General features: G+C 74.1%; 27 protein-coding genes. 15 read left to right on the top strand and 12 right to left on the bottom strand.

What is annotated here, in order from left to right:
- The first annotated feature begins 149 nt into the window (after positions 1-149).
- From ACI79Y_RS10335 to ACI79Y_RS10310, 6 genes are all read left to right on the top strand, one after another.
- Complete coding sequence (locus ACI79Y_RS10335) at positions 150-1,178, top strand: metal ABC transporter solute-binding protein, Zn/Mn family (protein WP_457158395.1); 1,029 nt, start codon at positions 150-152, stop codon at positions 1,176-1,178.
- The gene (locus tag ACI79Y_RS10330) at positions 1,175-1,972 is read left to right on the top strand and encodes a metal ABC transporter ATP-binding protein (RefSeq protein ID WP_457158394.1); all 798 of its coding nucleotides are present in this window, start codon (positions 1,175-1,177) and stop codon (positions 1,970-1,972) included. The genes ACI79Y_RS10335 and ACI79Y_RS10330 overlap by 4 nt, the downstream gene beginning before the upstream one ends.
- Before the next feature lie 3 nt (positions 1,973-1,975).
- Entirely contained in the window at positions 1,976-2,857 is an 882-nt protein-coding gene (locus ACI79Y_RS10325) for a metal ABC transporter permease (protein ID WP_457158393.1), read from the top strand.
- 106 nt (positions 2,858-2,963) lie between these two features.
- Entirely contained in the window at positions 2,964-3,092 is a 129-nt protein-coding gene (locus tag ACI79Y_RS10320; protein ID WP_457140077.1) for a hypothetical protein, read from the top strand.
- A 216-nt stretch (positions 3,093-3,308) separates the two neighbouring features.
- Positions 3,309-3,947 carry a TetR/AcrR family transcriptional regulator gene (locus ACI79Y_RS10315; RefSeq protein WP_457158392.1) on the top strand — a complete coding sequence of 213 codons (639 nt, stop codon included), beginning with the start codon at positions 3,309-3,311 and terminating at the stop codon, positions 3,945-3,947.
- A gap of 192 nt (positions 3,948-4,139) precedes the next feature.
- The gene (locus ACI79Y_RS10310) at positions 4,140-4,568 is read left to right on the top strand and encodes a hypothetical protein (protein ID WP_457158391.1); all 429 of its coding nucleotides are present in this window, start codon (positions 4,140-4,142) and stop codon (positions 4,566-4,568) included.
- Between the two features lie 46 nt (positions 4,569-4,614).
- Here ACI79Y_RS10310 and ACI79Y_RS10305 read toward each other — a convergent pair whose 3' ends face one another.
- Genes ACI79Y_RS10305 through ACI79Y_RS10280 form a run of 6 tightly spaced genes read right to left on the bottom strand, consistent with a single transcriptional unit; the run spans position 4,615 to position 10,726 of the window.
- Positions 4,615-6,015 (bottom strand): amidase, encoded by a 1,401-nt coding sequence (locus ACI79Y_RS10305; protein WP_457158390.1) that lies wholly within the window; start codon positions 6,013-6,015, stop codon positions 4,615-4,617.
- Positions 6,012-6,212 carry a hypothetical protein gene (locus ACI79Y_RS10300; protein WP_457158389.1) on the bottom strand — a complete coding sequence of 67 codons (201 nt, stop codon included), beginning with the start codon at positions 6,210-6,212 and terminating at the stop codon, positions 6,012-6,014. Before ACI79Y_RS10300 ends, ACI79Y_RS10305 begins: the two co-directional genes overlap by 4 nt.
- Positions 6,213-6,256: 44 nt before the next feature.
- Positions 6,257-6,946 (bottom strand): ABC transporter ATP-binding protein, encoded by a 690-nt coding sequence (locus tag ACI79Y_RS10295; protein ID WP_457158388.1) that lies wholly within the window; start codon positions 6,944-6,946, stop codon positions 6,257-6,259.
- Positions 6,946-8,658: a branched-chain amino acid ABC transporter ATP-binding protein/permease gene (locus tag ACI79Y_RS10290; RefSeq protein WP_457158387.1), complete on the bottom strand. Its 1,713-nt coding sequence runs from the start codon at positions 8,656-8,658 to the stop codon at positions 6,946-6,948. The genes ACI79Y_RS10295 and ACI79Y_RS10290 overlap by 1 nt, the downstream gene beginning before the upstream one ends.
- Positions 8,655-9,848 (bottom strand): substrate-binding protein, encoded by a 1,194-nt coding sequence (locus ACI79Y_RS10285; RefSeq protein ID WP_457158386.1) that lies wholly within the window; start codon positions 9,846-9,848, stop codon positions 8,655-8,657. Before ACI79Y_RS10285 ends, ACI79Y_RS10290 begins: the two co-directional genes overlap by 4 nt.
- Positions 9,845-10,726, bottom strand: a complete 882-nt coding sequence (locus tag ACI79Y_RS10280) for a branched-chain amino acid ABC transporter permease (RefSeq protein ID WP_457158385.1) — start codon at positions 10,724-10,726, stop codon at positions 9,845-9,847. Before ACI79Y_RS10280 ends, ACI79Y_RS10285 begins: the two co-directional genes overlap by 4 nt.
- Before the next feature lie 293 nt (positions 10,727-11,019).
- On the opposite strand from ACI79Y_RS10280, the gene ACI79Y_RS10275 reads away from it, so the two are divergent.
- The 5 genes from ACI79Y_RS10275 to ACI79Y_RS10255 all read left to right on the top strand — a co-directional run bounded on the left by ACI79Y_RS10275 (position 11,020) and on the right by ACI79Y_RS10255 (position 14,371).
- Positions 11,020-11,607: a TetR/AcrR family transcriptional regulator gene (locus ACI79Y_RS10275; RefSeq protein WP_457158384.1), complete on the top strand. Its 588-nt coding sequence runs from the start codon at positions 11,020-11,022 to the stop codon at positions 11,605-11,607.
- Positions 11,608-11,660: 53 nt separating this feature from the next.
- Positions 11,661-11,834, top strand: a complete 174-nt coding sequence (locus ACI79Y_RS10270) for a hypothetical protein (RefSeq protein WP_457158383.1) — start codon at positions 11,661-11,663, stop codon at positions 11,832-11,834.
- Positions 11,835-12,020: 186 nt separating this feature from the next.
- Entirely contained in the window at positions 12,021-13,865 is a 1,845-nt protein-coding gene (locus ACI79Y_RS10265; protein WP_457158382.1) for an acyl-CoA dehydrogenase, read from the top strand.
- 67 nt (positions 13,866-13,932) lie between these two features.
- Positions 13,933-14,151: a hypothetical protein gene (locus ACI79Y_RS10260; protein ID WP_457158381.1), complete on the top strand. Its 219-nt coding sequence runs from the start codon at positions 13,933-13,935 to the stop codon at positions 14,149-14,151.
- A gap of 28 nt (positions 14,152-14,179) precedes the next feature.
- On the top strand, positions 14,180-14,371 hold the full coding sequence (locus ACI79Y_RS10255; protein ID WP_457140064.1) for a hypothetical protein: 192 nt from the start codon (positions 14,180-14,182) through the stop codon (positions 14,369-14,371).
- Here ACI79Y_RS10255 and ACI79Y_RS10250 read toward each other — a convergent pair.
- From ACI79Y_RS10250 to ACI79Y_RS10235, 4 genes are read right to left on the bottom strand one after another with little or no spacing between them, the layout of a single operon-like run.
- Positions 14,368-14,973, bottom strand: coding sequence for a response regulator (locus tag ACI79Y_RS10250; RefSeq protein WP_457158380.1), 606 nt, complete (start codon positions 14,971-14,973; stop codon positions 14,368-14,370). The genes ACI79Y_RS10255 and ACI79Y_RS10250 overlap by 4 nt on opposite strands.
- Positions 14,970-16,172: a sensor histidine kinase gene (locus ACI79Y_RS10245; RefSeq protein ID WP_457158379.1), complete on the bottom strand. Its 1,203-nt coding sequence runs from the start codon at positions 16,170-16,172 to the stop codon at positions 14,970-14,972. Before ACI79Y_RS10245 ends, ACI79Y_RS10250 begins: the two co-directional genes overlap by 4 nt.
- 37 nt (positions 16,173-16,209) lie before the next feature.
- The gene (locus ACI79Y_RS10240; protein ID WP_457158378.1) at positions 16,210-17,022 is read right to left on the bottom strand and encodes an ABC transporter permease; all 813 of its coding nucleotides are present in this window, start codon (positions 17,020-17,022) and stop codon (positions 16,210-16,212) included.
- Positions 17,019-17,987, bottom strand: a complete 969-nt coding sequence (locus tag ACI79Y_RS10235; RefSeq protein WP_457158377.1) for an ABC transporter ATP-binding protein — start codon at positions 17,985-17,987, stop codon at positions 17,019-17,021. The genes ACI79Y_RS10240 and ACI79Y_RS10235 overlap by 4 nt, the downstream gene beginning before the upstream one ends.
- Before the next feature lie 180 nt (positions 17,988-18,167).
- Here ACI79Y_RS10235 and ACI79Y_RS10230 point away from each other — a divergent pair, with 180 nt between their 5' ends.
- Together ACI79Y_RS10230 and ACI79Y_RS10225 are read left to right on the top strand one after the other, a co-directional pair.
- Positions 18,168-19,079, top strand: coding sequence for a 3-methyladenine DNA glycosylase (locus tag ACI79Y_RS10230; protein ID WP_457158376.1), 912 nt, complete (start codon positions 18,168-18,170; stop codon positions 19,077-19,079).
- On the top strand, positions 19,076-19,912 hold the full coding sequence (locus tag ACI79Y_RS10225) for a tyrosine-protein phosphatase (RefSeq protein ID WP_457158375.1): 837 nt from the start codon (positions 19,076-19,078) through the stop codon (positions 19,910-19,912). The genes ACI79Y_RS10230 and ACI79Y_RS10225 overlap by 4 nt, the downstream gene beginning before the upstream one ends.
- Before the next feature lie 121 nt (positions 19,913-20,033).
- On the opposite strand, the gene ACI79Y_RS10220 is transcribed toward ACI79Y_RS10225, so the two are convergent.
- Together ACI79Y_RS10220 and ACI79Y_RS10215 are read right to left on the bottom strand one after the other, a co-directional pair.
- Positions 20,034-20,189, bottom strand: coding sequence for a hypothetical protein (locus tag ACI79Y_RS10220; protein ID WP_457079928.1), 156 nt, complete (start codon positions 20,187-20,189; stop codon positions 20,034-20,036).
- Between the two features lie 270 nt (positions 20,190-20,459).
- Positions 20,460-22,172 carry a phosphoenolpyruvate--protein phosphotransferase gene (locus tag ACI79Y_RS10215; protein ID WP_457158374.1) on the bottom strand — a complete coding sequence of 571 codons (1,713 nt, stop codon included), beginning with the start codon at positions 22,170-22,172 and terminating at the stop codon, positions 20,460-20,462.
- A 207-nt stretch (positions 22,173-22,379) separates the two neighbouring features.
- Here ACI79Y_RS10215 and ACI79Y_RS10210 point away from each other — a divergent pair, with 207 nt between their 5' ends.
- Complete coding sequence (locus tag ACI79Y_RS10210) at positions 22,380-23,147, top strand: DeoR/GlpR family DNA-binding transcription regulator (RefSeq protein ID WP_457158373.1); 768 nt, start codon at positions 22,380-22,382, stop codon at positions 23,145-23,147.
- Positions 23,144-24,172, top strand: coding sequence for a 1-phosphofructokinase family hexose kinase (locus ACI79Y_RS10205; protein ID WP_457158372.1), 1,029 nt, complete (start codon positions 23,144-23,146; stop codon positions 24,170-24,172). Before ACI79Y_RS10210 ends, ACI79Y_RS10205 begins: the two co-directional genes overlap by 4 nt.
- Positions 24,173-24,181: the final 9 nt, after the last annotated feature.

Genomic DNA, 24,181 nt, shown 5'->3' with positions numbered 1-24,181 from the left:
CTCCTCCAGCACGGTCGCCCGGCCCGCCCGGGCGACGCCGCCCTCCATGATGACCGTCACAGGCAGGGACCGAGCTCGACCCGGTCCGACCCGTGGGTGATACTGGGTCTGAGATTCATTCCCATCAGGCATCCACGTGAGGACCCGCCGTGCCCCGCCCTGCCCTGTCCCGCCGCCCCGTGTTCGCCGCACTGGCCGCCACCGCCACGCTCGCCCTGGCCGCCTGCGGCAGCTCCGGCGGTGCCGGCACCACGACCAGTGCGGCCGACGCGGACAACTGCCCCGGCGAGGTGCTCGACGTCGTCGTGTCGGTGAGCCAGTGGGGCGACGTCGTCGAGCAGCTGGGCGGCGACTGCGCCACGGTGACCACCGTGCTCGCCTCCTCCGCCGTCGACCCGCACGACTACGAGGCCACCTCCGCCGACATCGCCGCCTTCACCGACGCCGAGCTGATCGTGCTCAACGGCGCCGACTACGACCACTGGGCCGCCGACGCGGTCGCCTCGCTCGACTCGGACCCGGCCGTCGTCGACGCTGCCGAGGTCGTCGGGATGGAGACCGAGGAGCACGCCGAGGACGAGGGCCACCCCGACGAGGACCACGCCGAGGATGAGGGACAGGCCGAGGAGGGACACGCTCACGGCGGGGTCAACCCGCACCTGTGGTACTCCCCCGAGTACGTCCAGGCCGTCGCCGCCGCGGTGACCGAGCAGCTCAGCGAGCTGTCACCCGACGCCGCCGGCCACTTCGCCGAGCAGGCCGAGGCCTGGGCGGCCGACCTGCAGCCCTACCTGGACGAGATCACCGCCCTGCAGTCCGCCGCCGCGGGGCGCAGCTACGCCGCCACGGAGAGCGTGTTCGAGTACACCGCGGAGACCGTCGGCCTGACCGACGCGACCCCCGAGGGCTACCGGGAGGCAGCGAGCAACGAGGCCGAGCCGGCACCGGGTGACGTGGCCGCGTTCGAGGCCGCGCTGTCCGATGGGTCGATCGACGTGCTGGTCTACAACACCCAGACCGAGGGGAGCGTCCCCGAGCAGCTGCGAGCCTCGGCGGAGGCGGCCGACATCCCGGTCGTCGAGGTGACAGAGTCGGTGCCGGACGGCGAGACCTCGTTCGTCTCCTGGCAGCTGTCCCAGCTGGAGCAGCTCTCCGACGCACTCGGTGGGGGTCAGTGACCGACATCCAGACAGCCGACCCGGCCGTCGCGCCGCCACCGGCGCTCGTCCTCGACGACGTCTCGGTGGCGCGCGGCGGCCGGGTCGTCTGGTCGCACGGCACGCTCACCGTGCCCACCGGCGCCGTCGTCGGGGTCATCGGCCCCAACGGCGCGGGCAAGACCACGCTGTTCCAGCTGGCCCTCGGGCTGCTGCCCCCGGCCACCGGCCGGGTCGAGGTGCTCGGCCGCACCCCGCGCCGAGGTGACCGCCGGATCGGCTACGTGCCGCAGAACTACACCGCCGCCCTGGGCGAGACCGTCCGCGCCCGGGACCTGGTCATGCTGGGCCTGACCGGAGGGCGTTTCGGGCTGCGCCGCGCCTCGGCCGCCGAACGTGCCCGGGTCGACGAGGCGCTCGACCGGGTCGGCGCGACCGGCTACGCCGACCGGCGGATGTCGGAGCTCTCCGGTGGCCAGCAGCAGCGCGTCGCCATCGCCCAGGCGATCGTCGACGACGCCGAGCTCCTGCTGCTCGACGAGCCGCTGGCCAACCTCGACCTGCGCAACCAGCACGAGGTGGTCACCCTGCTCGGCGAGCTCACCCGCTCGCGACAGGTCACCATCATGGTCGTCGTGCACGACCTCAACCCGCTGCTCCCGGTGCTCACCGACGCCGTGTACCTGCTCGACGGGCACCCGCACCACGACCCGATCGACGCCGTCGTCACCGAGGACCTGCTCACCCACCTGTACGGCACCCCGGTCCGCGTGGTGCGCACCGCGCAGGGCGATCTCTTCACCCGGGGCGGCTGAACCGTGGTCACCTTCCAGGAGAACTGGCTGCAGGTGCTGCAGGCCTCGTTCATGCAGCACGCGCTGATCGGCGGGTCGATGGTCGCGCTCACCGCGGGCCTGATGGGCTGGTTCGTCGTCACCCGACAGAACGCCTTCGCCGCGCACGCGCTGGCCCACATCGGCTTCCCCGGTGCCACCGGCGCGATCCTCGTCGGCGCGCCGGTGACCCTGGGCCTGGCGGTCTTCTGCGTCGGCGGCGGGCTGCTGATCGGCCTGTTCGGCAAGCGGGTGGCCGAACGGGAGGTCGCCACCGGCACGATCCTGGCCTTCGCCACCGGCCTCGGCGTGCTGTTCGCCTCGCTCGCCACCGCCAACGCCAGCCGCACCACCGCCGTACTGTTCGGCAACCTGCTGGCGATCTCCACCGACCAGCTGTGGGTCTTCGGCGGGTTCACCCTGCTCGTGGTCGGCGCCCTCGCGGTGATCGCCCGCCCGCTGGTCTTCTCCTCGGTCGACCCGGCGGTGGCCGAGGCGCGCGGCGTGCCGGTGCGCGCGCTCGGGGTGGCGTTCGTCGTCCTGCTCGCCCTCACCATCACGATGGCCGTGCAGGTGGTGGGCACCCTGCTGCTCTTCGCGCTCGTGGTCACGCCGGCCGCCGCGGCGCTGCGGATCACCGCACGCCCCGGGATGGTCGCCGCGCTCGCCGTCGGGATCGCGCTGGGCAGCGTCTGGCTCGGCCTGGTGCTCTCGGCCATGGTCAACCTGCCGCCCAGCTTCTTCGTCACCACCCTCGCCGTCCTCACCTGGGCGGTGACCCTGCTCGTCACCCGGGACCGCACCCCGCGCCGGGCCATCGAACCGGTGGTCGACCAGGCCCCGCTGGTGGTCGACCGCGCCGGCTGACCGCCGCCCACCCGGCCCGGGCGGGTGATCGACATCTCAGCCTCGAACGGGTTCTCGTGCCTCCGGGGCTGTTTTGCCCCGGCAGGCGCAGGGGAAGCTCGGGACCATGCCGAACAACGACACCGACCACCAGCGGATGGACCAGAACGCCCCCAGCGGGGCCGAGGACGCGCGCGCGGAGCAGCAGCCGCTGGCCCGCATGCTGGCCAACCCGCGCCGGGTACGCCGGGCCTGAACCACCGGGCCTGAACCACCGGGCCTGAACCACCGGGCCTGACCTTCGGGGCTTGACCGCACCCCGCCGCGGACCTGCGACGTCGTCGTCCCAGCAGCCTCACGGAACCCCTGCCGTCCCGGCTGGTGCCGTGTGCCACGATGACGCTGCGCCAGCGCCAGGACACGTCGGCGTGCCGCGAACTGCTCCGTCACGTGGTGCTGCACGATCGCTGGCGTGACTGCCGCAGCCCTTCCCCTGCACACGGCCGACGACGGGCCGGCACCCGTCCGTCGTTCCCGCGCGGAGCGTCAGGAGATCGTCCTGGACACCGCCGAGCGCCTGTTCTCGGCACGCAGCTCGCGCAGTGTGGGCATGGACGAGCTGGTCCGCGAGACCGGACTGGGCAAGATGACCGTCTACCGGCTCTTTAAGAGCAAGGACGACCTGGTCGGGGCCTACCTGGCGCGCAAGGCGGCCACGGTGCTGTCCTACATCGACACGGAGCTCATCCGGCTGGAGGGCGACCCGCGGGCCGCCCTGCTCTCGGTGGTCGACGCGGTGGAGAGGGACGTCACTCGCACCGGCTTCCGCGGCTGCCCGTTCACCAACGTCAGCAGCGAGTACGACGACCCGCAGCACCCGGCCCGCAGCGCCGCCGCCGACTACAAGTTCGAGCTGCACATGCGGCTGGAACGGCTGGCCGCCGAGGTGGTGCCCGGCGGCGGCGGCGAGGACCTGGCCGCGCAGGTGCACCTGATCATCGACGGCATGTACCTCTCCGGTGGTCTGCTCGGGCCCGACGGGCCGGCCTCGCACGGCCGCCGGCTCGCCGAGAAGCTGGTCGACGCCGCCGTCCGGGACGCCACCGCCTGACACCTCCTCCGGGATCAGGTCTCCTGATCGTGATGGCTCCTGGCTCAGCACGGGAGGTGAGCCAGGAGCACCGGCGGTGAGCCAGGACGGGCCCGGACGACGACCGCGGGCTGGACGGCGACCACGCCGCCCGGACGACGACCGACCGTGGCACGACGGGCGGGACGGCGTCCGGACCCGCAGGATCGGCTCATGACCGACCGCTCGCGCCCCGACCTCGACGACGACACCGTCACCGCCGTCGGCAAGCTCTCCGAGGCCCTCGAGGCCGTCGAGCACGCCCGCGGCATGCTCTACGGCTTCCACCAGCTCACCGGGCGCGCCGACCTGCTGCTGCAGGACGCCGTCGACCTGTTCCGCCAGGCCGGGCACGGCGAGTTCGCCGACGACCTGGACCGTGACCTGGTCGGCCGCAACGTCATCGCCGACCGGTGGACCTTCCAGGTCGTCGAGGACTACGACGCCAACTACTGGTCCACCTTCCGCGACTTCGACCAGCAGGCCCGCGACCGGTTCACCGACGGCGACCGGCACGTCTTCGAGGCGCGGATGAAGCAGCGCGAGCGCACCCACGGCCACCCACGGCACCAGGCCGGCCCGGTCCTCGACGAGCAGCCCTGACCCGGGCGGCCCGGTCAGGCGACCGGGCCGCCCGTACGGCGCACGCTCAGGCGACCGGCGCGATCCGCCCGACGTGGTCGGTGACCGCCTCGTAGGCGGCGCCGGCGGCCAGCAGCGTCATCTCGTCGAACGGCCGGCCCATGAGCTGCATCCCCAGCGGGAGCCCTGCCGCGTCGAAGCCGGTCGGCACCGCCAGCGTCGGCAGCCCGGTGAGGTTGCCCGGCGCGGTGAGCCGCACCATCGCGAGGTCGACCGCCTCGTTGGTCCCGTCAGGCCAGGTCACCTCCATCGCGTCCACCTCGGGCGCGGGGAACGGCTGGACCGGGGCCACGACCACGTCCACGTCGGCGAACAGCTGCGCCCACGCCCGCTGCATCAGCGTCCGCATCCGCAGCGCCTTGATGTAGTCGGTGGCCAGCACCAGCTCACCGACCTCCAGCGACATCCGCGTCTCGGGCCGGTAGAGGTCGGCCTTCTCGCGGAGCATCTCCTGGTGGTAGGCGGCCGCCTCCGGCAGCACGATCGCCCACTCCGCGGCGAGCACCTGGTCGGGGTAGGGGATCTGCACCTCGCGCACCTGCGCCCCGAGTCCGGCCAGGACGTCGACCGCCGTGCGGACCGAGCGCTCCACCCCCTCCTCGACGTGGTCGAAGAAGAAGTTCGACGGGACGCCGATGCGCAGCCCCGCCACGCCCCTGTCCAGCCCGGCCGCGTACCCGGGGACCGGGACGTCCACCGAGGCGGGGTCCGACGGGTCGTGGCCGGCGATCGCGTCCAGGACCAGCGCGGCGTCCGAGACGGTGCGGGTCAGCGGCCCCACGTGGTCCAGCGACCAGGACAGCGAGGCGACCCCGCGCCGCGACGTCCGCCCGTAGGTGGGCTTGAGCCCGACGGTGCCGCAGAGGTTGGCCGGGATGCGGATGGAGCCCGCGGTGTCGGTGCCCAGGCCGACCAGGCAGGAGCCGGCAGCGACGGCGGCCCCCGAGCCACCGCTGGACCCGCCGGGGATCCGGCTGGTGTCCCAGGGGTTGCGGGTGGTCTGGGTGCGGCCGCCGTAGGCGAACTCGTGGGTGTGCGTCTTGCCCACCATCACCATCCCGGCCGCGCGCAGCTGCTGGACGGCGACGGCGTCGGCGTCCGGGACACGCCCCGCGCGGACCTTCGAGCTGGACGTCGACGGGACGCCCGCGGTGTCGTACAGGTCCTTCACGCCCAGGGGGATGCCGTGCAGGGGCCCCCGGCGCCGGCCGGCCGCGATCTCCCGCTCGGCGACGGCTGCCTCCTCGCGGGCCGTGTCCGCGCAGACGTGCGCGAAGGCACCGATCGTGGGCTCGGTGGCCGCGAGCCGGTCGAGGACGGAGTCGGTGAGCTCGACCGGGGACAGCCGGCCGGCGGCGATCTCCTCGGCGGCCTCGGTCACGGACAGCTCGTGGGGCTGCACGGTCATGCCTCCCAGCGGGCGTCGAAGGCGGTCGCGGGGGGCGTCTCCCCCAGCGGGACGTCGTCCAGTCGGTCGATCAGCGCGTACATGTCGGCGAGGGTCCGGCCGACGGCGTCGAGGCGGTCGGCGGACAGCTCGAGGCGTGCGCCGCGGGCGGCGTGCGCCAGCGCCTCGGGCGGGAACGAGCGGGGGGACGTGGTCACGGGTGCATCTCCCGGTCTCGGAGGGGCGGGGGGGTGAGAGGTGGTCAGGTCACGACGAGCAGGTCGGTCAGCCGGGACGGATCGGCGCGGAGTTCGGCGGCGGGCGCGTCCAGGGCGATCTCGCCCTTGACCATCACCACGATCCGGTCGCACACGCGCAGGGGGATCTCCGGGCCCTGCTCCACCAGGAGCACGGCCACACCCGAGTCGGCCACCGTCCGGAACGCGGCGATCGAGTCGTCGACCACCGAGGGCTGCAGGCCCTGGGAGAACTCGTCGACGGCGATCAGCCGGGAACCCGCCAGCAGGGCGCGGGCCAGGCCGACCTGCTGCTTCTGGCCGCCGCTGAGCGTGCCGGCGGCCTGGTCGACCCGGTCCCGGAGCAACGGGTAGACCGCATGGACGTCGACCGGCGGGCGGTATCCCCGTCGGGTGGCCAGCCGCAGGTTCTCGCCGATGGTCAGCTCCGAGAACACCCCGCGGTCGTCGGGCATGAGGGTGAACCCGGCGCGGGCCAGCAGTTCCGGCCGGCCCGTGGGCACCGCGGCCGCGTCGATCCGCACCTCACCGGAGAACACCCGGCACAGTCCGAACAGGCTCTTGAGCAGGGTGGTCTTGCCGACGCCGTTCCGGCCCAGGACCCCGACGACCTCACCAGGCCGCACCTGCAGCGAGAGGTCGTTGACGACGCGGGTGTCCTTGTAGCCGCCGGTCAGCGAGGACAGTTCGAGCATCAGGCCACCCCCAGGTAAGCGCGTCGCACCTCGTCGTGGGCGGAGACCTCCGCCATGGAGCCCTCGACCAGGACCCGGCCGTCGGCCAGCACGACCACCCGATCGGCCAGCTCGCGGACGATCTCCATGTCGTGCTCGACGGCGATCAGCGTGCAGCCGGTCCGTTCCGCGACATCCCGGAGCGTGCGGGCGAGCGCGATCGAGTCCTCGTGCGAGAGGCCGGCGGCCGGTTCGTCGAGCAGCAGGATCCGCGGCCCCCAGGAGAGCACCATCGCCAGCTCCAGCACCCGCCGATCGGCCAGGGAGAGCTCGCTGGCGGGCGCGTCGTCGGCTTCGAGGAAGCGGTCGATGAGCGGGAGGGAGACCGGCTCCTGCACCGCCTCGGCGCGCGCGATCGCCAGGTTCTGCGCGGGTGTGAGTCCCAGGAACACACTGGGGACCTGGAAGAGGCGCCCCAGCCCCAGCCGGGCGCGTTCGTACGGCGCCCAGTTCGTCACGTCCTGCCCGGACAAGTGCACCCGTCCCTGCTCGGGCAGGTGCTCGCCGGCCAGCACGCCGAGGAAGGTGGACTTCCCGGCACCGTTCGGCCCGATCAGGCAGACCACCTCCCCGCTGGCCACGCGCAGGTCGACGCCCTTGATGACCGGGACGGGCCCGAAGTCCTTCTCCACGTCGTGGGCGGCGACCGCGGGGGCCGTGGCTTCCACCGGAGGGAGGGCGGTCCGGGGGCGGACCACGCCGGTCAGCACCGCACCGCCGGAGGCCCTCTCCCGCACCGGCCGGCGGAGCAGGGTGCGGCCGAGCCCGACGAGCCCCTCCGGGGCGAAGCGGACGACGAGGAGGAACAGCACCCCCATGAGCAGCAGGTACCAGCTGCCCAGCACGTCGCCCAGGGTCTGCTCGCCCAACGTGACCAGCCCCGCGCCGAGGAACGCGCCGGAGATCGTGCCCAGGCCACCCACGGCCAGCCAGACGAGCACCTCCGTGGACAGCACGATGCCGGCGGCCGACGGTGAGACCAGGCCCATCACGGGCGCGGCGACGGCGCCGGCCACGGCGCTCACCGCACCGCTCACCGCCAGCGCCGTCGTCTTCACCCGGCGGGGGTCGATGCCCAGGTGCTCGGCGCGCTGCTGGTCGCTGCGGACGGCGAGGAACCGCCGTCCCAGCGGGCCGCGCAGCACGACGAGCCAGACCACGACCACCGTGACGACCACGACGGCGGCGGTCCGGTAGTAGCTGCCGACGACGCCGCTCCCGGAGAACACGACCAGGCCGTTGGTGCCGTTGGTCAGCGCCGTCCAGGAGCGTGCCCCCTGGCTGGTGACCAGCGTCAGGGCGAGGGTCAGCACCGCCATGGTCGCCGGCATGGCGCGACGCCCCAGCCCGGCCAGCCCCACGAGGACCGCCACCAGCGTCGCGACGAGGACCCCGGCTACACCGCCCAGCACCATCGGCAGGCCGTGGGCCGCGGCGATCGCCGAGCCGTAGGCACCGATGCCGAAGAACGCCGCGTGACCGATGCTGACCACGCCCGCCCGGCCCCACGCCACGTCGAGGCCGAAGGCGAACAGGCCGTAGACCAGGGCCAGGGTCAGCAGTGCCAGCGGGTAGGGCAGCAGGACGAAGGGGGCCGCGGCCAGAGCCAGGACCGCGGCGGCCAGCGCCGCCGCGTGCCCGGCCCCGAACCGGCCGCGCAGGTCGGAGATCACCCGCAGTCCTTGGTCTGCTCGTCCTCGACCACACCGAGCTCCTGCTGGACCCGGTAGGCGCCCCCGTCGATGGTGGTGAGGAACATCGGGGCCTGGCTCACGTGGTTCTCCGGGTCGAAGCTCACCGTCCCGGTGAGGCCCTCGTGCTCCAGCTGGCCCATCTGCTCGCTCACCGCATCGGCGTCCGTGGAGCCCGCCTGCTCGAAGGCCTCGGCGATGAACCGCATGCCGACGTAGGCGTTGCCGGCCACCCCGGAGATCGGGTCCTCGGTGTCGTACGCCTCGCGGTAGCGCTGGACGAAGGCCTCGTTGGCGGCCCCCGGCGCCTGGTCGGTGTACCGGACCACCTGGGTCCGGCCGTCCAGCAGCGCACCGAGACCGGGGTAGAACTGCTGGTCCACCGAGGTCCCGGTGAGCCCGCGGCCCTCCAGCAGCCCGAACTGGTCGGCCTGCTTGACCAGCGAGACCGCGTCGCCGCCGACGACGGCGGAGAGGATCCAGTCGGGGTCGGCGTCGGCCAGCTTCCTGATCACCGGCTGCCAGTCCGAGGTGCCCAGCGGGGAGTACTCCTCGGCCACCACGGTGGCGCCGGCGGACTCGACCAGCTCGCGGGCGGTCTGGTGGTAGGTCCGCGGGAAGACGTAGTCGTTGCCCACGAGCGCCACGTTCGGCCCGAACTGCTCGATCATCGCCGGCACCAGGTCGGTCAGCAGCTGGGCCGGTGTCTCGCCGAAGGGCCAGAAGTGCGGGCTGCAGAAGTCCAGCGCGGTGGCGATCGCCTGGGACATCGGGACACCGGCCTGCTCGGCGACGTTGGCCGCGGCGATGGTCGTGTCGTCGGTGATCGTCCCGAAGACGTAGTCCACCTGCTCCTGCTGGACCAGCCGCTGCGCCGCCTGGGTGGCGGTGGCCGGGTCGGCCTGGTCGTCGAGGAAGATCACCTCGACCTCCTGGCCGAACACCCCGCCGTCGGCGTTGATGTCCTCGATGGCCAGATCGAAGCCCTGCTTCATGGCGATCCCCTCCGGGGCCGCGGGCCCGGTCACGGGGGCGAGGAAGCCGATCTTCAGCGGCTCGTCGGCGCTGCCCTGGTCGGCGTCCCCTCCGCCGCCGACGGAGCCACCGCAGGCCGTGAGAGCCAGCAGCAGCGCGCTGCTCCCGGCCAGTGCGACCCGTCGCGAGCCGGTCACGCGACGTTCCGAGTTCTTGTGGACCACGAGGGCAACCTCCAGGACAGGCCCGCAGGGCGGGCGGCGATCAGGACGACGAGAGCAGCGAAGAGGAGCAGCTCGGCGACGGTCTCCGTGAGGTACCGCCGCAGGACCGAGGAGAGGAGTGCGACCACGAACGCACCCGCCACCGGTCCGGTCAGCGAGCCCGGCCGGCCGATCAGGACGGCGAAGAACGCCGGGGCGAGGAAGGCGACCCCCATCCCCGGGGTCAGGCCGAGGGTGGGGCTCTGCAGAGCACCGGCGAGCACGGCGAGGACGGTCCCGACGGCGAACGTGCCGGCGATCATCAGCCGAGGTGGGATCCCGAGCACCGCGGCCATGTCGCGGTTGCCGATCGAGGCCCGCAGCTTGAGACCGAGGGTGGTGCGGTAGACCACCAGCAGGGCGAGGGCGACGACGGCCAGGGAGACTCCGGTGGCCACCAGCCGGTAGGTCGGGAAGGGCACGCCGAGCACCTGCGTGCTGCCCTCGATGGGCGCCTCGACCGACCGCGGCGTCGCCCCGAACACGGCCTCGGCCAGCTGGCGCAGGACGATGCCCAGGCCCCACATCGCCAGGAGCGTGGCGAGCATGCCCCGGCTGTAGAGCTCCCGGAGCACGGACCACTCGGCGAGCAGCCCCAGCGCGACGGCGACCAGCACCGCCAACAGCACCCGGGGGACGAAGGGGACGGGGGCCAGCGCGTACATGAGGTAGGCGCCCACCATCACCAGGTCGCCGTGGGCGACGTTGACCACGCCGAGCTGTCCGAAGACCAGGCCGAGTCCGAGCGCCAGCAGGGCGTAGAACCCGAAGAGGTTGGTGGTGGACAGGGCGAAGGAGATCAGCGAGTCCACGGGCGTCCGCCGTCCCGGTCACCGACGCCGCAGCGCGGCCCGGTCGTCTGTGACAGCTGCATCGGTGCGGTCCACCTCGCGTTCAGCCCGGCCGGATCGCGGGCTGGGGGCCCGCGCCCGACGTCCTGGTCCGGCGCCCGGGCTGGCGAACCAGGCCGGGCAGTGCGAGGAGTCTGGGAAACAGCGCTACGTCATCGCCGCAAATCGGTAACAAACACTGCTTAAGTTCCCACTTCCCTGACACCAGGTCCGGGAGGTTCCCTGACACCGGGTCCGGGAGGGGGCGGAGAGCCATGGCCAGGAGCGACGCGGCGGAGAACGTCGAGCGGCTGTTGCGCGCCGCACGGGATGCGGTCGCGGCCGACGGACCAGGGGTCGGCGTGCGGTCCATCGCCGACCGGGCTCAGGTCGGCATCTCCACCCTGTACCGGCACTTCCCCGACAAGGGCAGCCTGATCGACGCCGTCTCCGTACAGCGGTGGGGGGAGATGAACGAACTGGCCCGCCAACCCGTCACTGCCGGAGCCGTTCTCTCCCGGATCGTGCAGCTCACCGACACCTTCTCCCGCATGGTGAGCGCCGACGACGGGTTCATCGCGGCCGCCGGCATCCGGATCGGGCGGGTGCCGGCCCCCATCCACGGGCCCAAGGCGGCCTTCGACGCGGCGCTGGCGGGCCTCTGGGTCCAGGCCCAGCGGGACGGTGAGGTGCACCGGCACACCGATCCCCGGGACCTGATCGAGCTGACCGGGGCGATCCGGGAGCGCAGCCGTCGGGCTGCCCAGCTACGGCTGCTGGTCCAGGGTGTCTGCGTCCGGCCCGAGGAGGGGACCGCCCTCCTGGCCCGGCACCTGCGCGCCCCCGATCCCGTCTACCTCTGACCGGTCCGGTCCGGCCGCTCGCCAGCGGATCGGCGGGCGCGCAGACTCGGGCGATGAACACGCCGACATTCGACGACGCCCGCGACCGCGACGTCGGCCCACTCGGCAGCGCGTCCTCACCGCCCCCCGGCGACGACGACGCCGACGGCATGGCCGGGCCGGTGAGCCCGCCGCCGGAGACCGAGCCCGACGCCTCCCGGGACGGCGGCTCCGCGGACCCCGACTGACCCGCCGCGCCCACCTCCCACGTTCCTCGACTGCTCTCCACGTGCTGCACCACCAGGACGCGGGCGAAGAGCGGGGAAGGGGCCCGGCGCGAGGTGCTTGCTCCTGATTACCGGTCGGTAATAGCGTTTGTTACCCGCGGGTAGACCGCCCGTGCCGACCGGCCCGCACCCAGGAGCGCTCCGCTGATGAGCCACTACACGGCCAACCTCCGCGACCTCGAGTTCAACCTCTTCGAGTTCCAGACCACCAAGGACCGGCTCGGCACCGGACCGTTCGAGCAGATGGACGCCGAGACCGCCCGCGGGGTGCTGGAGGAGGTCCGGCGTCTCGCCGAGGGGCCGCTCGCGGCGTCCTTCGCCGACGCCGACCGCAACCCACCGGTCTTCGACCCGGCCACGCACTCGGTGACGCTGCCGGAGTCGTTCAAGCAGTCGGTCCGGGCGGTGGAGGCCGGCGAGTGGTGGCGGCTGGACCTGCCCGAGGAGCTCGGCGGGTTCGGCGCACCCTTCAGCCTGCGCTGGGCGGCCTTCGAGATGATCCTCGGCGCCAACCCGGCGGTGTTCATGTACGGCTCGGGCGCGACGTTCGCGGCGATCCTGCACTCCCTCGGCACCCCGGACCAGCAGCGCCTGGCCGAGCTGATGATCGAGCACCTGTGGGGCGCCACCATGGTGCTCACCGAACCCGATGCGGGGTCCGACGTCGGTGCCGGGCGGGCCCGGGCGGTGCAGCAGCCAGACGGGTCCTGGCACATCACCGGGGTGAAGCGGTTCATCTCCTCGGCCGAGCACGACCTCAGCGACAACATCGTCCACCTGGTGCTGGCCCGCCCGGAGGGCGCCGGGCCGGGCACCAAGGGGCTGTCGCTGTTCGTCGTCCCCAAGTTCCACGTGGACCTGGCCACCGGCGAGCTCGGCGAGCGCAACGGCGTGCACGTGACCAACCTCGAGAAGAAGATGGGGCTGAAGGTCTCCACCACCTGCGAGCTCACCTTCGGGGACGGACCGGTCCCGGCCACGGGCTGGCTGGTCGGCGACGTGCACGACGGCATCGCCCAGATGTTCACGGTCATCGAGTACGCCCGGATGTTCGTCGGCACCAAGGCGATCGCCACCCTGTCGGCGGGCTACCAGGTGGCCCTCGCCTACGCCAAGGAGCGCGTGCAGGGGGCCGACCTCACCGCCACGTCGAAGGACGCCCCGCGGGTCACGATCACCCACCACCCCGACGTCCGGCGCTCGCTGATGCTGCAGAAGGCCTACACCGAGGGCATGCGGGCGCTGTACCTGTACACCGCCACCTTCCGCGACCAGGTGATGGAGGCCGAGGCCGCCGGCACCCCGGACAGCCCGGAGGCCGTGCTCGCGGCGAAGGTGAACGACCTGCTGCTGCCGGTGGTGAAGGGGTACGGCTCCGAGCGGGCCACGCAGCTGCTCACCAGCGAGTCGCTGCAGACCCTGGGCGGCTCGGGCTACCTGCAGGACTACCCGGTCGAGCAGTACATCCGCGACTCCAAGATCGACACCCTGTACGAGGGGACGACGGCGATCCAGGGCCAGGACTTCTTCTTCCGGAAGATCGTCCGGGACGGCGGGGTGGCGCTGACCTGGCTGGCCGAGCAGATCCAGGCCACGGTCACCGGCGACGCGGGCAACGGCCGACTCAAGGAGGAGCGGGCGCTGCTCGGCACCGCCCTGGGCGACGTGCAGGGGATGCTCACCGCGATGTTCGGTCAGCTCACCGCGGCGAACGAGGACCGCAGGAAGCTGTACGAGGTCGGCCAGAACACCAGCCGGCTGCTGCTCGCGGTCGGTGACCTGGTCACCGCGTGGCTGCTGGTCCGCCAGTCGGAGGTGGCGCTGGCCGGGCTCGCCGGTGACGTGGCCGAGCGGGACCGGCACTTCTACGAGGGCAAGCTCGCCGCCACCCGGTTCTTCTGCAGCCAGGTGCTGCCGAAGCTGACCAGCGAGCGGTATCTCGTCGAGCACACCGACAACGCGCTGATGGAGGTCGACGAGGCGGCGTTCTGAGCGGGACCGCATGGCCGGGGGGCGGGCTGGGCATGGCGGCAGGGACGACGCACCGAGGAGGACAGCGATGAGCCAGCCGCAGGGCAACGACCGCATCCAGCAGGACATCCCGACCGCGTCGGGCACCGGCGACAACAGCGACAGCGGCACCGACGGCTTCGCTGACGTCCCGCTGACCGCCGACGAGGCGATCGCGCGCGACGAGGCCTCCGGCGGCGACCAGCCGGCCCGGGTCTCCGGTCAGCCGGAGCTGGCCGACCGCGCCGAGAACTCGCTCGACTCCTGACCCGCACCCCCAGCACCGAGGAGATGCCATGACCGAAGGCGGCCGCACCGGCTACCACGAGTCCCCCGACACCGCGGACGCGAACTCGACGGAGAACCTCGTCGACGGCACCCCCGGCAACGACCGGTCCGACGGCGGCGAGCGGGACACCGTGCTGCTCACCGACGACGATGCCCAGCGCGACGACGACGTGCTCCGGCCGGGGAACTCCGGCTCCTAGATCCAGCCGTGCCGGCGCGCGGCCTCCACGGCCGCGTGCCGGTTCGCCGCACCCAGCTTGGCGGCAGCCGCCGACAGGTAGTTGCGGACCGTACCGGCCGAGAGGTGCGCGCGGGCGGCGATCTCCTCGACCGGGGCACCGCCGGCCGCCAGCTCCAGGACGTCGGCCTCTCGCGGGGTCAGCGGGCTGTCCCCGGCGCTGATCGCCTCCGCGGCGAGTTCGGGGTCGACGTAGCGTCCACCGCGGTGGACGGTGCGCACCACCTCCACCAGCACGGGCGCGCTCACCGTCTTGGGGAGGAAACCCCGGACGCCGGCCTCCAGCGCCCGCTTCAGGTGCCCGGGCCGGCCGTGCCCGGTGACGATCACCAGTCCGCAGGCGGGCACCACGGTGCGCAGCTCGCCGGCGACGCCGATGCCGTCGCGGTCGGGCATCTGCAGGTCCAGTACGGCGACGTCCGGCGTGTGCGCCCGCGCCATGGCCACGGCCTCGGCGCCGGAGGACGCCTGGGCGACCACCTCGACGTCGTCCTCCAGCCCGAGCAGGGCGGCGAAGGCCGAGCGGACCAGGTTCTCGTCGTCGGCCAGCAGCACCCGGATCACGCGGCACCCCCGGCGGGCAGCGTGGCGGTGAGGGTGAACCGGTCGCCGTGCCGGGCGGCGTCCAGTGCCCCGCCGGCCCCGGCCAGCCGCTCGCGCAGTCCGGTCAGCCCGGTGCCCGGCCCGGGATCGCTCGTCACCCCGTCGTTGGTCACGGTCAGCCGCACCTCGCCCCCGTTCCGCTCGAGCCCGATCCTGCAGTCGCTCGCGTCGCTGTGCCGCAGCACGTTGGTGACCGCCTCCCGGACCACCCAGCCCAGCGCCGCCTGCACGGCCTCGGGCAGCTCGCCCGCGGCGTCCTCACCCTGCACCGTGCACAGCGCCCCGGCGGCGCGCAGCACCGAACGCGCGCCGACCAGCTCACCGGTGAGGTCGGTGCTGCGGTAGCCGCGGACCACCTCCCGCACCTCCTTGAGCGACTCCTCGGCGATCCGGCTGATGTCCGCGACCTCGTCGGCGGCCTCCGGACGGGCACGGCGCACCAGCTCGCCGGCCAGCTGGCTCTTCACCGCGATCGCCGACAGGTTCCGGCCCATCACGTCGTGCAGGTCACGGGCGAAGCGCAGCCGCTCCTCGGCCACCGCCAGCTGCATCTGCACCCCCCGGGTGTGGTCCATCTCCTCCACCACGTCGAGCACCCACACGGAGAAGCGGAAGGCCAGCACGGTGACGTAGACGACCACGGCCAGCACGGCACCCAGGGCTCCGGCAGCGCCCACCGGGGCGCCGTCGGCCACTGCCGCACCACCGCCCAGGGCGCTGATCACCAGACACGGCACCACGAGCCAACGGGTGCGCCACACGGTGGTGCAGGCGGTGAGCACCATGCCCGGCGGCATCACCAGCGCCCACGGCGCCTCCGGCGTGTACTGCCCGCCCGTGGCCGCCCACGCCCCGGCGACGCCGGTCACCAGGGCCACCCCGAACGCGGCCGCCACCAGCAGGACCGGCACCTGCCCTGAGTGCCGGTGCGCGTCGAGTCCCCGGGCCGCGAGCGCGATGGCGACGACCGCGGTGACCAGACAGCCGCCGACGAAGACCCCGACGCCGAGCGCCGGTGCGCTCGTCGACACCGGGGCCACGATGGCGAGGGCGAACAGCGGCAGCCCGGCCCCCAGCCACACGTAGAACGACCACCGGGTGTAGAGGTCGATCCGCTGCGGCGCCGTGCGGCTGTTCCACCAGCGCGAGACGGTCGGCACGGCGGTCATGCTGCCGTACCGGCCGGCGCGCCCGAACTCACCGACGTGGTGCCCACCGGAACTCGCGCCGTGCCGCGATCGCGCCGACGACCAGCCAGCAGGCGAGCACCGCCAGCGGGAGGCCGGCGTGCGGCCAGACGCTGCCGCCGACCGCCTCGCCCTGCCAGGTCTGCCCGGCCAGGCCGAGCTGCAGCAGCTCGACCACCGGGGTCAGCGGCAGGAACCGGGCGATCGCGCCCAGCGTGTCGGGCAGCACCGACAGCGGGTAGAAGACCCCGGACAGCCCGGTGGACACCACGATGATCGGCAACGTGGTGATCTGGGCGGACTCCGGCGTGCGGGTGAAGCTCGTGCTCGCCGCGGCCAGCACCACCATCAGCAGCACCCCGGCCAGCAGGGCGACCAGCGGCAGGACGACGTCGGCGGGGGTCGCCCACTCGCCCAGCAGCACCACCCCGACGGCGACGACCACCACCTGGCCGAGCGTGACGAACACGGTCGGCGCGGCGGTGCCGGCCAGCACCTCGACGTCGGTCAGCTCCCCGGTGCGCATCCGCTGCAGCACCAGGTCCTCCCGGCGGGCGACGTAGGTGGTGACCAGGTTGTAGTAGGTCAACATCACCAGGCTGATGCCGACGGCGGTCACCAGCAGCCGGGCGCCGAAGGGGAACTCACCCGCGTCGAGGCCCAGGGCCGGGACAGCGGCGACGAAGAGCAGCGGCAGGACGACGGAGTTCACCAGGGCGGTCCGGTTGCGGCCCAGCAGCCGGGTCTCGGCGGAGGCCAGCGACCAGACCCGGGAGAGCCGGGACGGTCCGCTCGTGGGGCGGTCGAGGGGCGGGGCGCTCATCGGTTCTCCTCCGGGGTGACGTGCGGGTCGCTGCCGTCCGCGACGGCGAGGAAGGCCTGCTCGAGCGAGCCGGCGCGGGCCAGCAGGGTCCGCAGGACGACCCCGTGCGCAGCAGCCCAGGCCAGCAGCTCGGCGAGCACCGGCTGCAGCGCGCGGGTCCGCCACTCCACCCGCCGGCCCTGGCTGATCACCTGCACACCGGCGGGCACCGGCGGCTCGGGTGCGTCGTCGTCCAGGCCGAAGCGGATGGTCGCCGGCTGGGTCTCGGCGATCTCCGCCTGCGTGCCCGACAGCACGACCTGCCCGGCACGCATGATCGCGACCCGGTCGGCGAGCTCCTCGGCCTCCTCCAGGTGGTGGGTGGTCAGCAGCACCGCGGCGCCCTCGGCCACCAGCCCCTGGACCAGTTCCCAGACGCGTCGGCGGGACTCCGGGTCCAGGCCGGTGGTCGGCTCGTCCAGGACCACGACGGCGGGCCGGCCGAGCAGCGACAGCGCGAGGTCCAGCCGCCGCCGCTCGCCGCCGGAGAGGCTGCGCACCCGGACGTCGGCGCGGTCGGTGAGCCCGACCTGTGCCAGCGCCTCGGCGACGGGCCGGGGCGCGGTCAGCGTGCCGGCCCAGGTGCGCAGGGTCTCGGCGACGGTGAGGTCGCCGGGCAGGCCGCTGGCCTGCAGCAGCACGCCCAGGTACGGGCGGACCCGCGCCCGGTCGGCGACCGGGTCCATGCCCAGCACCCGGACGGTGCCGCCGCCGGGGGGAGCGAGGCCCTCGAGCACCTCCAGGGCGGAGGTCTTGCCGGCGCCGTTGACCCCGAGGAGGGCGAGCACCTCGCCGGGGTGGACCTCGAAGGAGACGCCGCGCACCGCCGCGAAGTCGCCGTAGCTGCGGCGCAGGTCGCGGACCTCCACCGCGGGCGCGGTGCTCGGCCCGGACGGCGGGGGCATCGGTGGGGCGGTGGGCTGCACGGTCGGCCTCCTCGGGTGCGCGGCCGGCCACCGTCGGGCCGGTCTGACGAACGCACCTCCGACGGTGCCGGGGCCCCCGGCCCGGCACAGGTGCCGGCTGTCACCAGCTGCGCCCCCCGGCTCACCGGGCACCCGTGACACGTGTCAGGGGTGCCGGGTGCACCGACCTACCCTGGGCCGGTGCCCCCGCTGCTCGACACCGCGCCGACTGTGCTGCCCGAGCAGGAGTGGCGCGCCCGGGAGACGGCGTACCGGGCGCGGATGGACACCTGGCTGGTGCCGCACGCCGAGCGCCGGCGGGCCGGGGTCGCGCACCCGGTGCTGGACTTCCTGTTCACCTACTACTCCGAGCCGCCCGGCCGGCTGCGCCGCTGGCACCCCGGCGTGGGCGCGGTGCTCAGCGGGGAGGCCGCGGGCGAGCGGCTGAGCTGGCCGTTCTACGCGGAGGTCGCGGGCGGGGTGGGCCTGGACGTCGCGGCGTTCCTGGCCAAGCGGCGCACCGCGGTCGGCTGGATCGAGGGGCTGCTCGGCGGCACCGCCTCCCGCCCCGGCCAGTTCGGCTGCTTCGGCCTGCACGAGTGGGCGATGCTCTACCGCCCCGAGGACGGCGAGGTGCGCCACCCGCTGCCGCTGCGGCTCGGCCAGGCGGGCACCGACGCGGTGGTCGACTCCCACCGGGTGCAGTGCAGTCACATCGACGCCCACCGCTTCTTCACCCGCGCCGGTGCACCGCGGAACACGCTGCGGCCCACCCGGGAGACCCAGCCGCTGATGGACCAGCCCGGCTGCCTGCACGCCACCATGGACCTCTACAAGTGGGCGTACAAGCTCAGCCCCGCCGTCCCCGGCGAGCTGCTGGCCGACTGCTTCGCGCTGGCGGTCGACGTCCGCGAGCTGGACATGCGGGCGTCCCCCTACGACCTGTCCGCGCACGGGTACTCGGCCGTGGCGATCGAGACCGCCGAGGGCAAGGCCGAGTACGTGGCCTCGCAGCGCGGCTTCGCCGCCCGCGGCGCGGTGCTGCGCGAGCGCCTGCTGGCCGTCTGCCGGGAGCTGCTGGACGCGGCGGGACGTCGTACGGTCGGCGGGTGACCTCCACCCGCACCGACCGCTGGCTGCACCTGGACGGGACGACGAACACCCGCGACCTCGGTGGGCTGCCCACCGACGACGGCGGGACGACGGCGTTCGGCCGGGTGCTCCGCAGCGACAACCTGCAGACCCTCAGCGAGGCCGACGTCCGCACGCTGGTGGAGGAGGTGGGGCTGACCGAGGTGATCGACCTGCGCACCACCGCGGAGATCCTGATGGAGGGCCGCGGCCCGCTGCGCGCCGTCGACTCGGTCACCCACCGGCACTTCACGCTGCTGCCCGAACGGGGTCTGCGCACCGACGTCTTCGCCGCCGAGGAGGACGACGAGGAGATCCGCGCCCACCTGCCCGCGGACTGGGCGGAGTCGGTGCTGCCCCGCCAGGCGGCCCCCGGGGACGAGGGCGAGCCGCCCGCCGTCCGCTCCTACCTCGGCTACCTGACCGACAGCGCCGAGAACGTGCTGGCCGCGCTGCGGGCGTTGACCGCCGGCCCGGGCGCCGCCGTGGTGCACTGCGCGGCCGGCAAGGACCGCACCGGGGTGGTGTCGGCGCTGGCGCTGGCGGTGGCCGGCGTGACCCGGGAGGCGATCATCGCCGACTACGCGCAGACGGCGGAGGTCATCGAGGCGCTGGTGGCCAAGCTGCGGCAGAGCCCCACCTATGCCGAGGACATGACCACCCGGGACGTCGCCAGCCACACGCCGAAGGCCGAGACGATGCGCCGGGTGCTGGAGCTGGTCGACCAGCGGTGGGGCGGTCCGATCGGCTGGCTGGAGCAGCACGGCTTCGGCGCCGAGGAGCAGGCCGCGCTCCGCGCCCGCCTCCGCGACTGACCCACACAGCAGACGACCCCGGCTCCCTCTGGGAGTCGGGGTCTGCTGCGTTCCTGCGTCCGGCCCCCTCACAGGGCCCCGCCGCGAGCTCGCGAGTGGTGGGAGGTGAGGGGGTCCTTCGTCAGCGCAGGAGGTTGCTGAACTGGCTGCTGTTGGCCAGGGTCAGCAGCTCGTCGCGCATCGCCGGGCTGCTGGTGCGGGCGACGGCGGCGTCGAGGGCGCGTCGCGTACGCGCCGCCTGCCGACGCTGCCGCCAGCTGGAGGTCACGCTGCTCATGGTGGTGCCTTCTCTCAGTGGTCTTCCGTGGGTGTTACGCCCGTATTAAACCAGGCGCGCTGCCACGTATTCCATCGGAAACAAGGCCGTGTCGCCGGAGTTGCCGATGATTCACTCATTCAGAGGGGTGAAGGCCATAGATCCGTCACCCACCGGTCACCCAGTAGCCGATCACGGAACGCGCATGGGCCCCGCCGGTCAGTGACCGGCGGGGCCCATGACCCCGTTCTGGGGCCCACGCCGAGCGTGCGAGGCGTGGGGGGTCCTTCGTCAGGCGGTGAGCACCTCGCGGACGGCGGCCCGGGCGGACTGCGGATCAGCTGCCGCGAGCGCCACCTCGACCGCCCGCTGGCAGGTGGCGAGGTCGACCGTGGCGAGCCGGCCACCCACCCCGGCGATGGAGGAGGCGGCGCAGGACAGCGAGGAGATGCCCATCCCGACCAGCACGCAGGCCAGCAGCGGGTCCGCGGCCGCCTCACCACAGACGCCCACCGACTTGCCGGTCCGCTGTCCGGCCGCGGCCGCCGACTGGACCAGGGCCAGCAGCGCCGGCTGCCAGGGGTCGGTCAGGTCGGCGAGGTCCGGGGACAGCCGGTCGGCGGCCAGCGTGTACTGCGACAGGTCGTTGGTGCCGATCGACAGGAAGTCCAGGTGCTCGAGGAACCGGTCGGCGAGCACCGCGACCGAGGGCACCTCGACCATGACGCCGGGCGACATCCCCCGCTCGCGCACCTGGGCGGCGAACTCGGCGGCCTCGGCGACGGTGGCGACCATCGGCGCCATCACCCACGGACTGGTCCCGGTGCGCTCGGCGGCCTGGGCGATCGCGTCGAGCTGCCGGGTGAGCATGCCGGGCTCGCGCCGCGCGGTACGCACCCCCCGGACGCCGAGCGCCGGGTTGGCCTCGTCCGGCGGGGTGGCGAAGGGCAGCGGCTTGTCCGAGCCGGCGTCCAGCGTGCGGATGACCACCTTGCCGCCGGGGAACGCCTCCAGCACGCCGGCGTAGATGTCGGCCTGCTCCTCGACGGTCGGCTCCTCGGTGCGGCCGAAGAAGGCCAGCTCGGTGCGGAGCAGCCCGACCCCCTCGGCGTGCGCGTCGCGGGCGGCGCGGGCACCGGCGCCGTCCTGCACGTTGGCCAGCACCTGCACCCGGTGACCGTCCCGGGTCGCACCCGGTCCGCGGTAGCCGGCCAACGCGGCCGCCACCTGCCGGGCCTCGTCGACCCGCGCCCGGGCCTCCGCCGGGTCGGGTTCGACGGTCACGGTGCCCTGGTCGCCGTCGACCAGGACGGTGGCCCCCACCGGCACGTCGCCGAGCCCGCCCACGGCCACCACGCAGGGCAGCCCGAGCTGCCGGGCGATGATCGCGGTGTGGCTGGTCGCGCCGCCGAGTCGGGTGGCCAGCGCGACGATCCGACTGGTGTCCAGGCCGGCGGTGTCGGCCGGGGCGAGGTCGTCGGCCAGCAGCACCGACGGCGTCTCCGGCGCCGGCACGCCCGGCTCCCCCTGGCCGGTCAGCTCGGCCACGATGCGGTTGCGGACGTCCCGGATGTCGGTGACCCGCTCCGCCATGATCCCGCCGAGGCCGGTGAACAGCTCGATGAACTGCTCGGCCGCGCCCACGGTGGCCACCGGCGCGGTGGCGCCGTCACCGATGCGCTGCTCGACGGCGGACAGCAGGCCGCGGTCCCGCGCGAGCTGGGCGGTCGTGTTCAGCACCTCCGCGCTCACGCCGGTGGCCGCGGCGGCCCGGGCGGCCAGCCGCCCGGCCACCACCTCGGCGGCAGCGGTGAACCGGTCCTTCTCGGCGGCCCTCCGCTCCTCGGCCACCGGGGGCCCGGCGGTCTCGGGCAGCTGCACCTCCCCGACCGGACGCACCACGGGCCCGACGGCCACCCCGGGCACCACAGGGGTGCCCGTCAGCACGGCCGGCGCCGCGAGGTCGGCCGGGTGGATCCCGGTTCCGGTGGAGGAGGAGGACATCGGGGCCTCACTGTCTGCTCGGGCCTGTGGGCGCGGGGGTGGGGGTCCGGCGCGCAACAACGCTGGTGCGTCCGGTGACCAGAGTCACCACTCAGGCTTGACTTGTCAACTGATCCCACGTAGAACAACACAAACAAAGCGCTGATCCCACACGATCGGGCACCCGGTCGCGCCGGACCCCCGCACCGCTGCCCCCCGGAGGTGGACGTGTACGCAGAGGAGCGGCAGCAGGCCATCGCCGGGCTGGTGACCCAGCGCGGCCGCGTGGCGGTCACCGCGGTCGCCGAGCACTTCGGGGTGACCACGGAGACCGTGCGCCGGGACCTCGCCGTCCTGGAACGCGCCGGGATGTTACGCCGGGTGCACGGCGGCGCCGTGCCCGTGGGCACCCTGGCCGTCGTCGAGCCGGGCCTGGGCGAGCGGCGCAGCACCCGCACCGACGCCAAGCGCCGGATCGCCGCCGCCGCGCTGGCCCTCCTGCCGCCGGCGAACGGCAGCGCGATCCTCGACGGCGGCAGCTCCACCGCGACGCTCGCCGAGCTGCTGCCCACCGACCGCTCCCTGGTGGTGGCCACCAACTCGGTGCCGATCGCCGCCCGGCTGGCCGGCGCCCCGGCGGTCACCCTGCACGTGCTGGGTGGGCGGGTCCGCGGCATCACCCAGTCGGCCGTCGGGGAGTCGACCGTGAGCGCCCTCACCGACCTGCGCGCCGACGTCGTCTTCCTCGGCACCAACGGGATCAGCGCCGGGCACGGTTTCTCCACCCCCGACGAGGCGGAGGCCGCGGTCAAGCGCGCGATGGCCCGTGCCGCGCAGCGGGTGGTCGTGCTCGGCGACAGCAGCAAGCTCGGCCGGGAGCACCTGGTGCGCTTCGCGGCCGTCGAGGACGTCGACGTCCTGGTCACCGACGACGAGGCCGACCCGGCCGTCGTCGCCCAGCTCGAGTCGCAGGGGATCGAGGTGCTCGTCGCATGAGAACGGACGCCACACCGGAGGGGCGGGTGGTCACGCTGACCGCCAACCCCAGCCTGGACCGGACGCTGGGCCTGCCCGGACGGCTGGAACGGGGCGCGGTGACCCGGCTGGGCGGCAGCTCCACCGAGCCCGGCGGCAAGGGCGTGAACGTCTCCCGCGCCGTCGCCGCGGCCGGGGCCGACGTCGTCTCGGTGCTGCCCGCGGCCGACGACGACCCGCTGGTCCGGGCGCTGCAGGCGCTCGGCCTGCCGCTGGCGACCGTGCCCATCGGCACCCCGGTGCGCACGAACTACACGCTCACCGAGCCCGACGGCACGACGACGAAGCTCAACGAGCGGGGCGCCCCGCTCGACGGGACGGCGCTGTCCGCCCTGCAGGCCGCGCTGCTCGCGCACGCCCGGACGGCGCGCTGGGTGGTGCTGTCCGGCTCGCTGCCCCCCGGCGTGCCCGGCGACTGGTACGCCACCCTGGTGCGCGCCCTGCGCGGCACCGGTGCGCGGATCGCCGTCGACACCTCCGAGGGGCCGCTGCTGGCGCTGCTGGCGGCCGGCCCGGAGGCCGCGCCGGACCTGCTCAAGCCGAACACCGAGGAGCTGGCGCAGCTCGCCGGCCTCCCCGAGGCCGCGGTCGCCGACGACCCGGACGCCGCCCTCGCCGCGGTCGCCACGCTGCACCGGCGCGGCGTCGCGGAGGTGCTGCTCACCCTGGGCGCCGACGGTGCGGTGCTCTCCACCGCCGACGGCGGGCTGTGGTCGGCGCGCCCGCCGCAGGTCGCCGTCCGCAGCACCGTGGGCGCCGGCGACTGCAGCCTGGCCGGCTACGTGCTGGCCGACCTGGCCGGCGAGGAGCCGGCCGAGCGGCTGCGCACCGCGGTCGCCTACGGCGCGGCCAGCGCCGCGCTGCCCGGCTCGGCGGTGCCGGCGCCGGCGCAGGTCGACCGCGCCGCCGTCTCCGTCACACCCGGCCTGCCCGGCCACCCAGACCCTGCCGCGGCCCTTCCGGCCACCGGCGCCGACGCCCACTGACCCCGGGGG

The sequence above is a fragment of the Modestobacter sp. SYSU DS0875 genome (assembly GCF_054050915.1).
This window is presented reverse-complemented; position numbering and strand designations above follow the sequence as displayed.

Excerpts from the sequence above, each read along its gene's own strand:
- ACI79Y_RS10320 (WP_457140077.1), top strand. The coding sequence starts at position 2,964 with ATGCCGAACAACGACACCGACCACCAGCGGATGGACCAGAACGCCCCC.
- ACI79Y_RS10310 (WP_457158391.1), top strand. The coding sequence starts at position 4,140 with ATGACCGACCGCTCGCGCCCCGACCTCGACGACGACACCGTCACCGCC.
- ACI79Y_RS10305 (WP_457158390.1), bottom strand. The coding sequence starts at position 6,015 with ATGACCGTGCAGCCCCACGAGCTGTCCGTGACCGAGGCCGCCGAGGAG.
- ACI79Y_RS10295 (WP_457158388.1), bottom strand. The coding sequence starts at position 6,946 with ATGCTCGAACTGTCCTCGCTGACCGGCGGCTACAAGGACACCCGCGTC.
- ACI79Y_RS10275 (WP_457158384.1), top strand. The coding sequence starts at position 11,020 with ATGGCCAGGAGCGACGCGGCGGAGAACGTCGAGCGGCTGTTGCGCGCC.
- ACI79Y_RS10270 (WP_457158383.1), top strand. The coding sequence starts at position 11,661 with ATGAACACGCCGACATTCGACGACGCCCGCGACCGCGACGTCGGCCCA.
- ACI79Y_RS10265 (WP_457158382.1), top strand. The coding sequence starts at position 12,021 with ATGAGCCACTACACGGCCAACCTCCGCGACCTCGAGTTCAACCTCTTC.
- ACI79Y_RS10260 (WP_457158381.1), top strand. The coding sequence starts at position 13,933 with ATGAGCCAGCCGCAGGGCAACGACCGCATCCAGCAGGACATCCCGACC.
- ACI79Y_RS10255 (WP_457140064.1), top strand. The coding sequence starts at position 14,180 with ATGACCGAAGGCGGCCGCACCGGCTACCACGAGTCCCCCGACACCGCG.
- ACI79Y_RS10240 (WP_457158378.1), bottom strand. The coding sequence starts at position 17,022 with ATGAGCGCCCCGCCCCTCGACCGCCCCACGAGCGGACCGTCCCGGCTC.
- ACI79Y_RS10220 (WP_457079928.1), bottom strand. The coding sequence starts at position 20,189 with ATGAGCAGCGTGACCTCCAGCTGGCGGCAGCGTCGGCAGGCGGCGCGT.
- ACI79Y_RS10215 (WP_457158374.1), bottom strand. The coding sequence starts at position 22,172 with ATGTCCTCCTCCTCCACCGGAACCGGGATCCACCCGGCCGACCTCGCG.
- ACI79Y_RS10205 (WP_457158372.1), top strand. The coding sequence starts at position 23,144 with ATGAGAACGGACGCCACACCGGAGGGGCGGGTGGTCACGCTGACCGCC.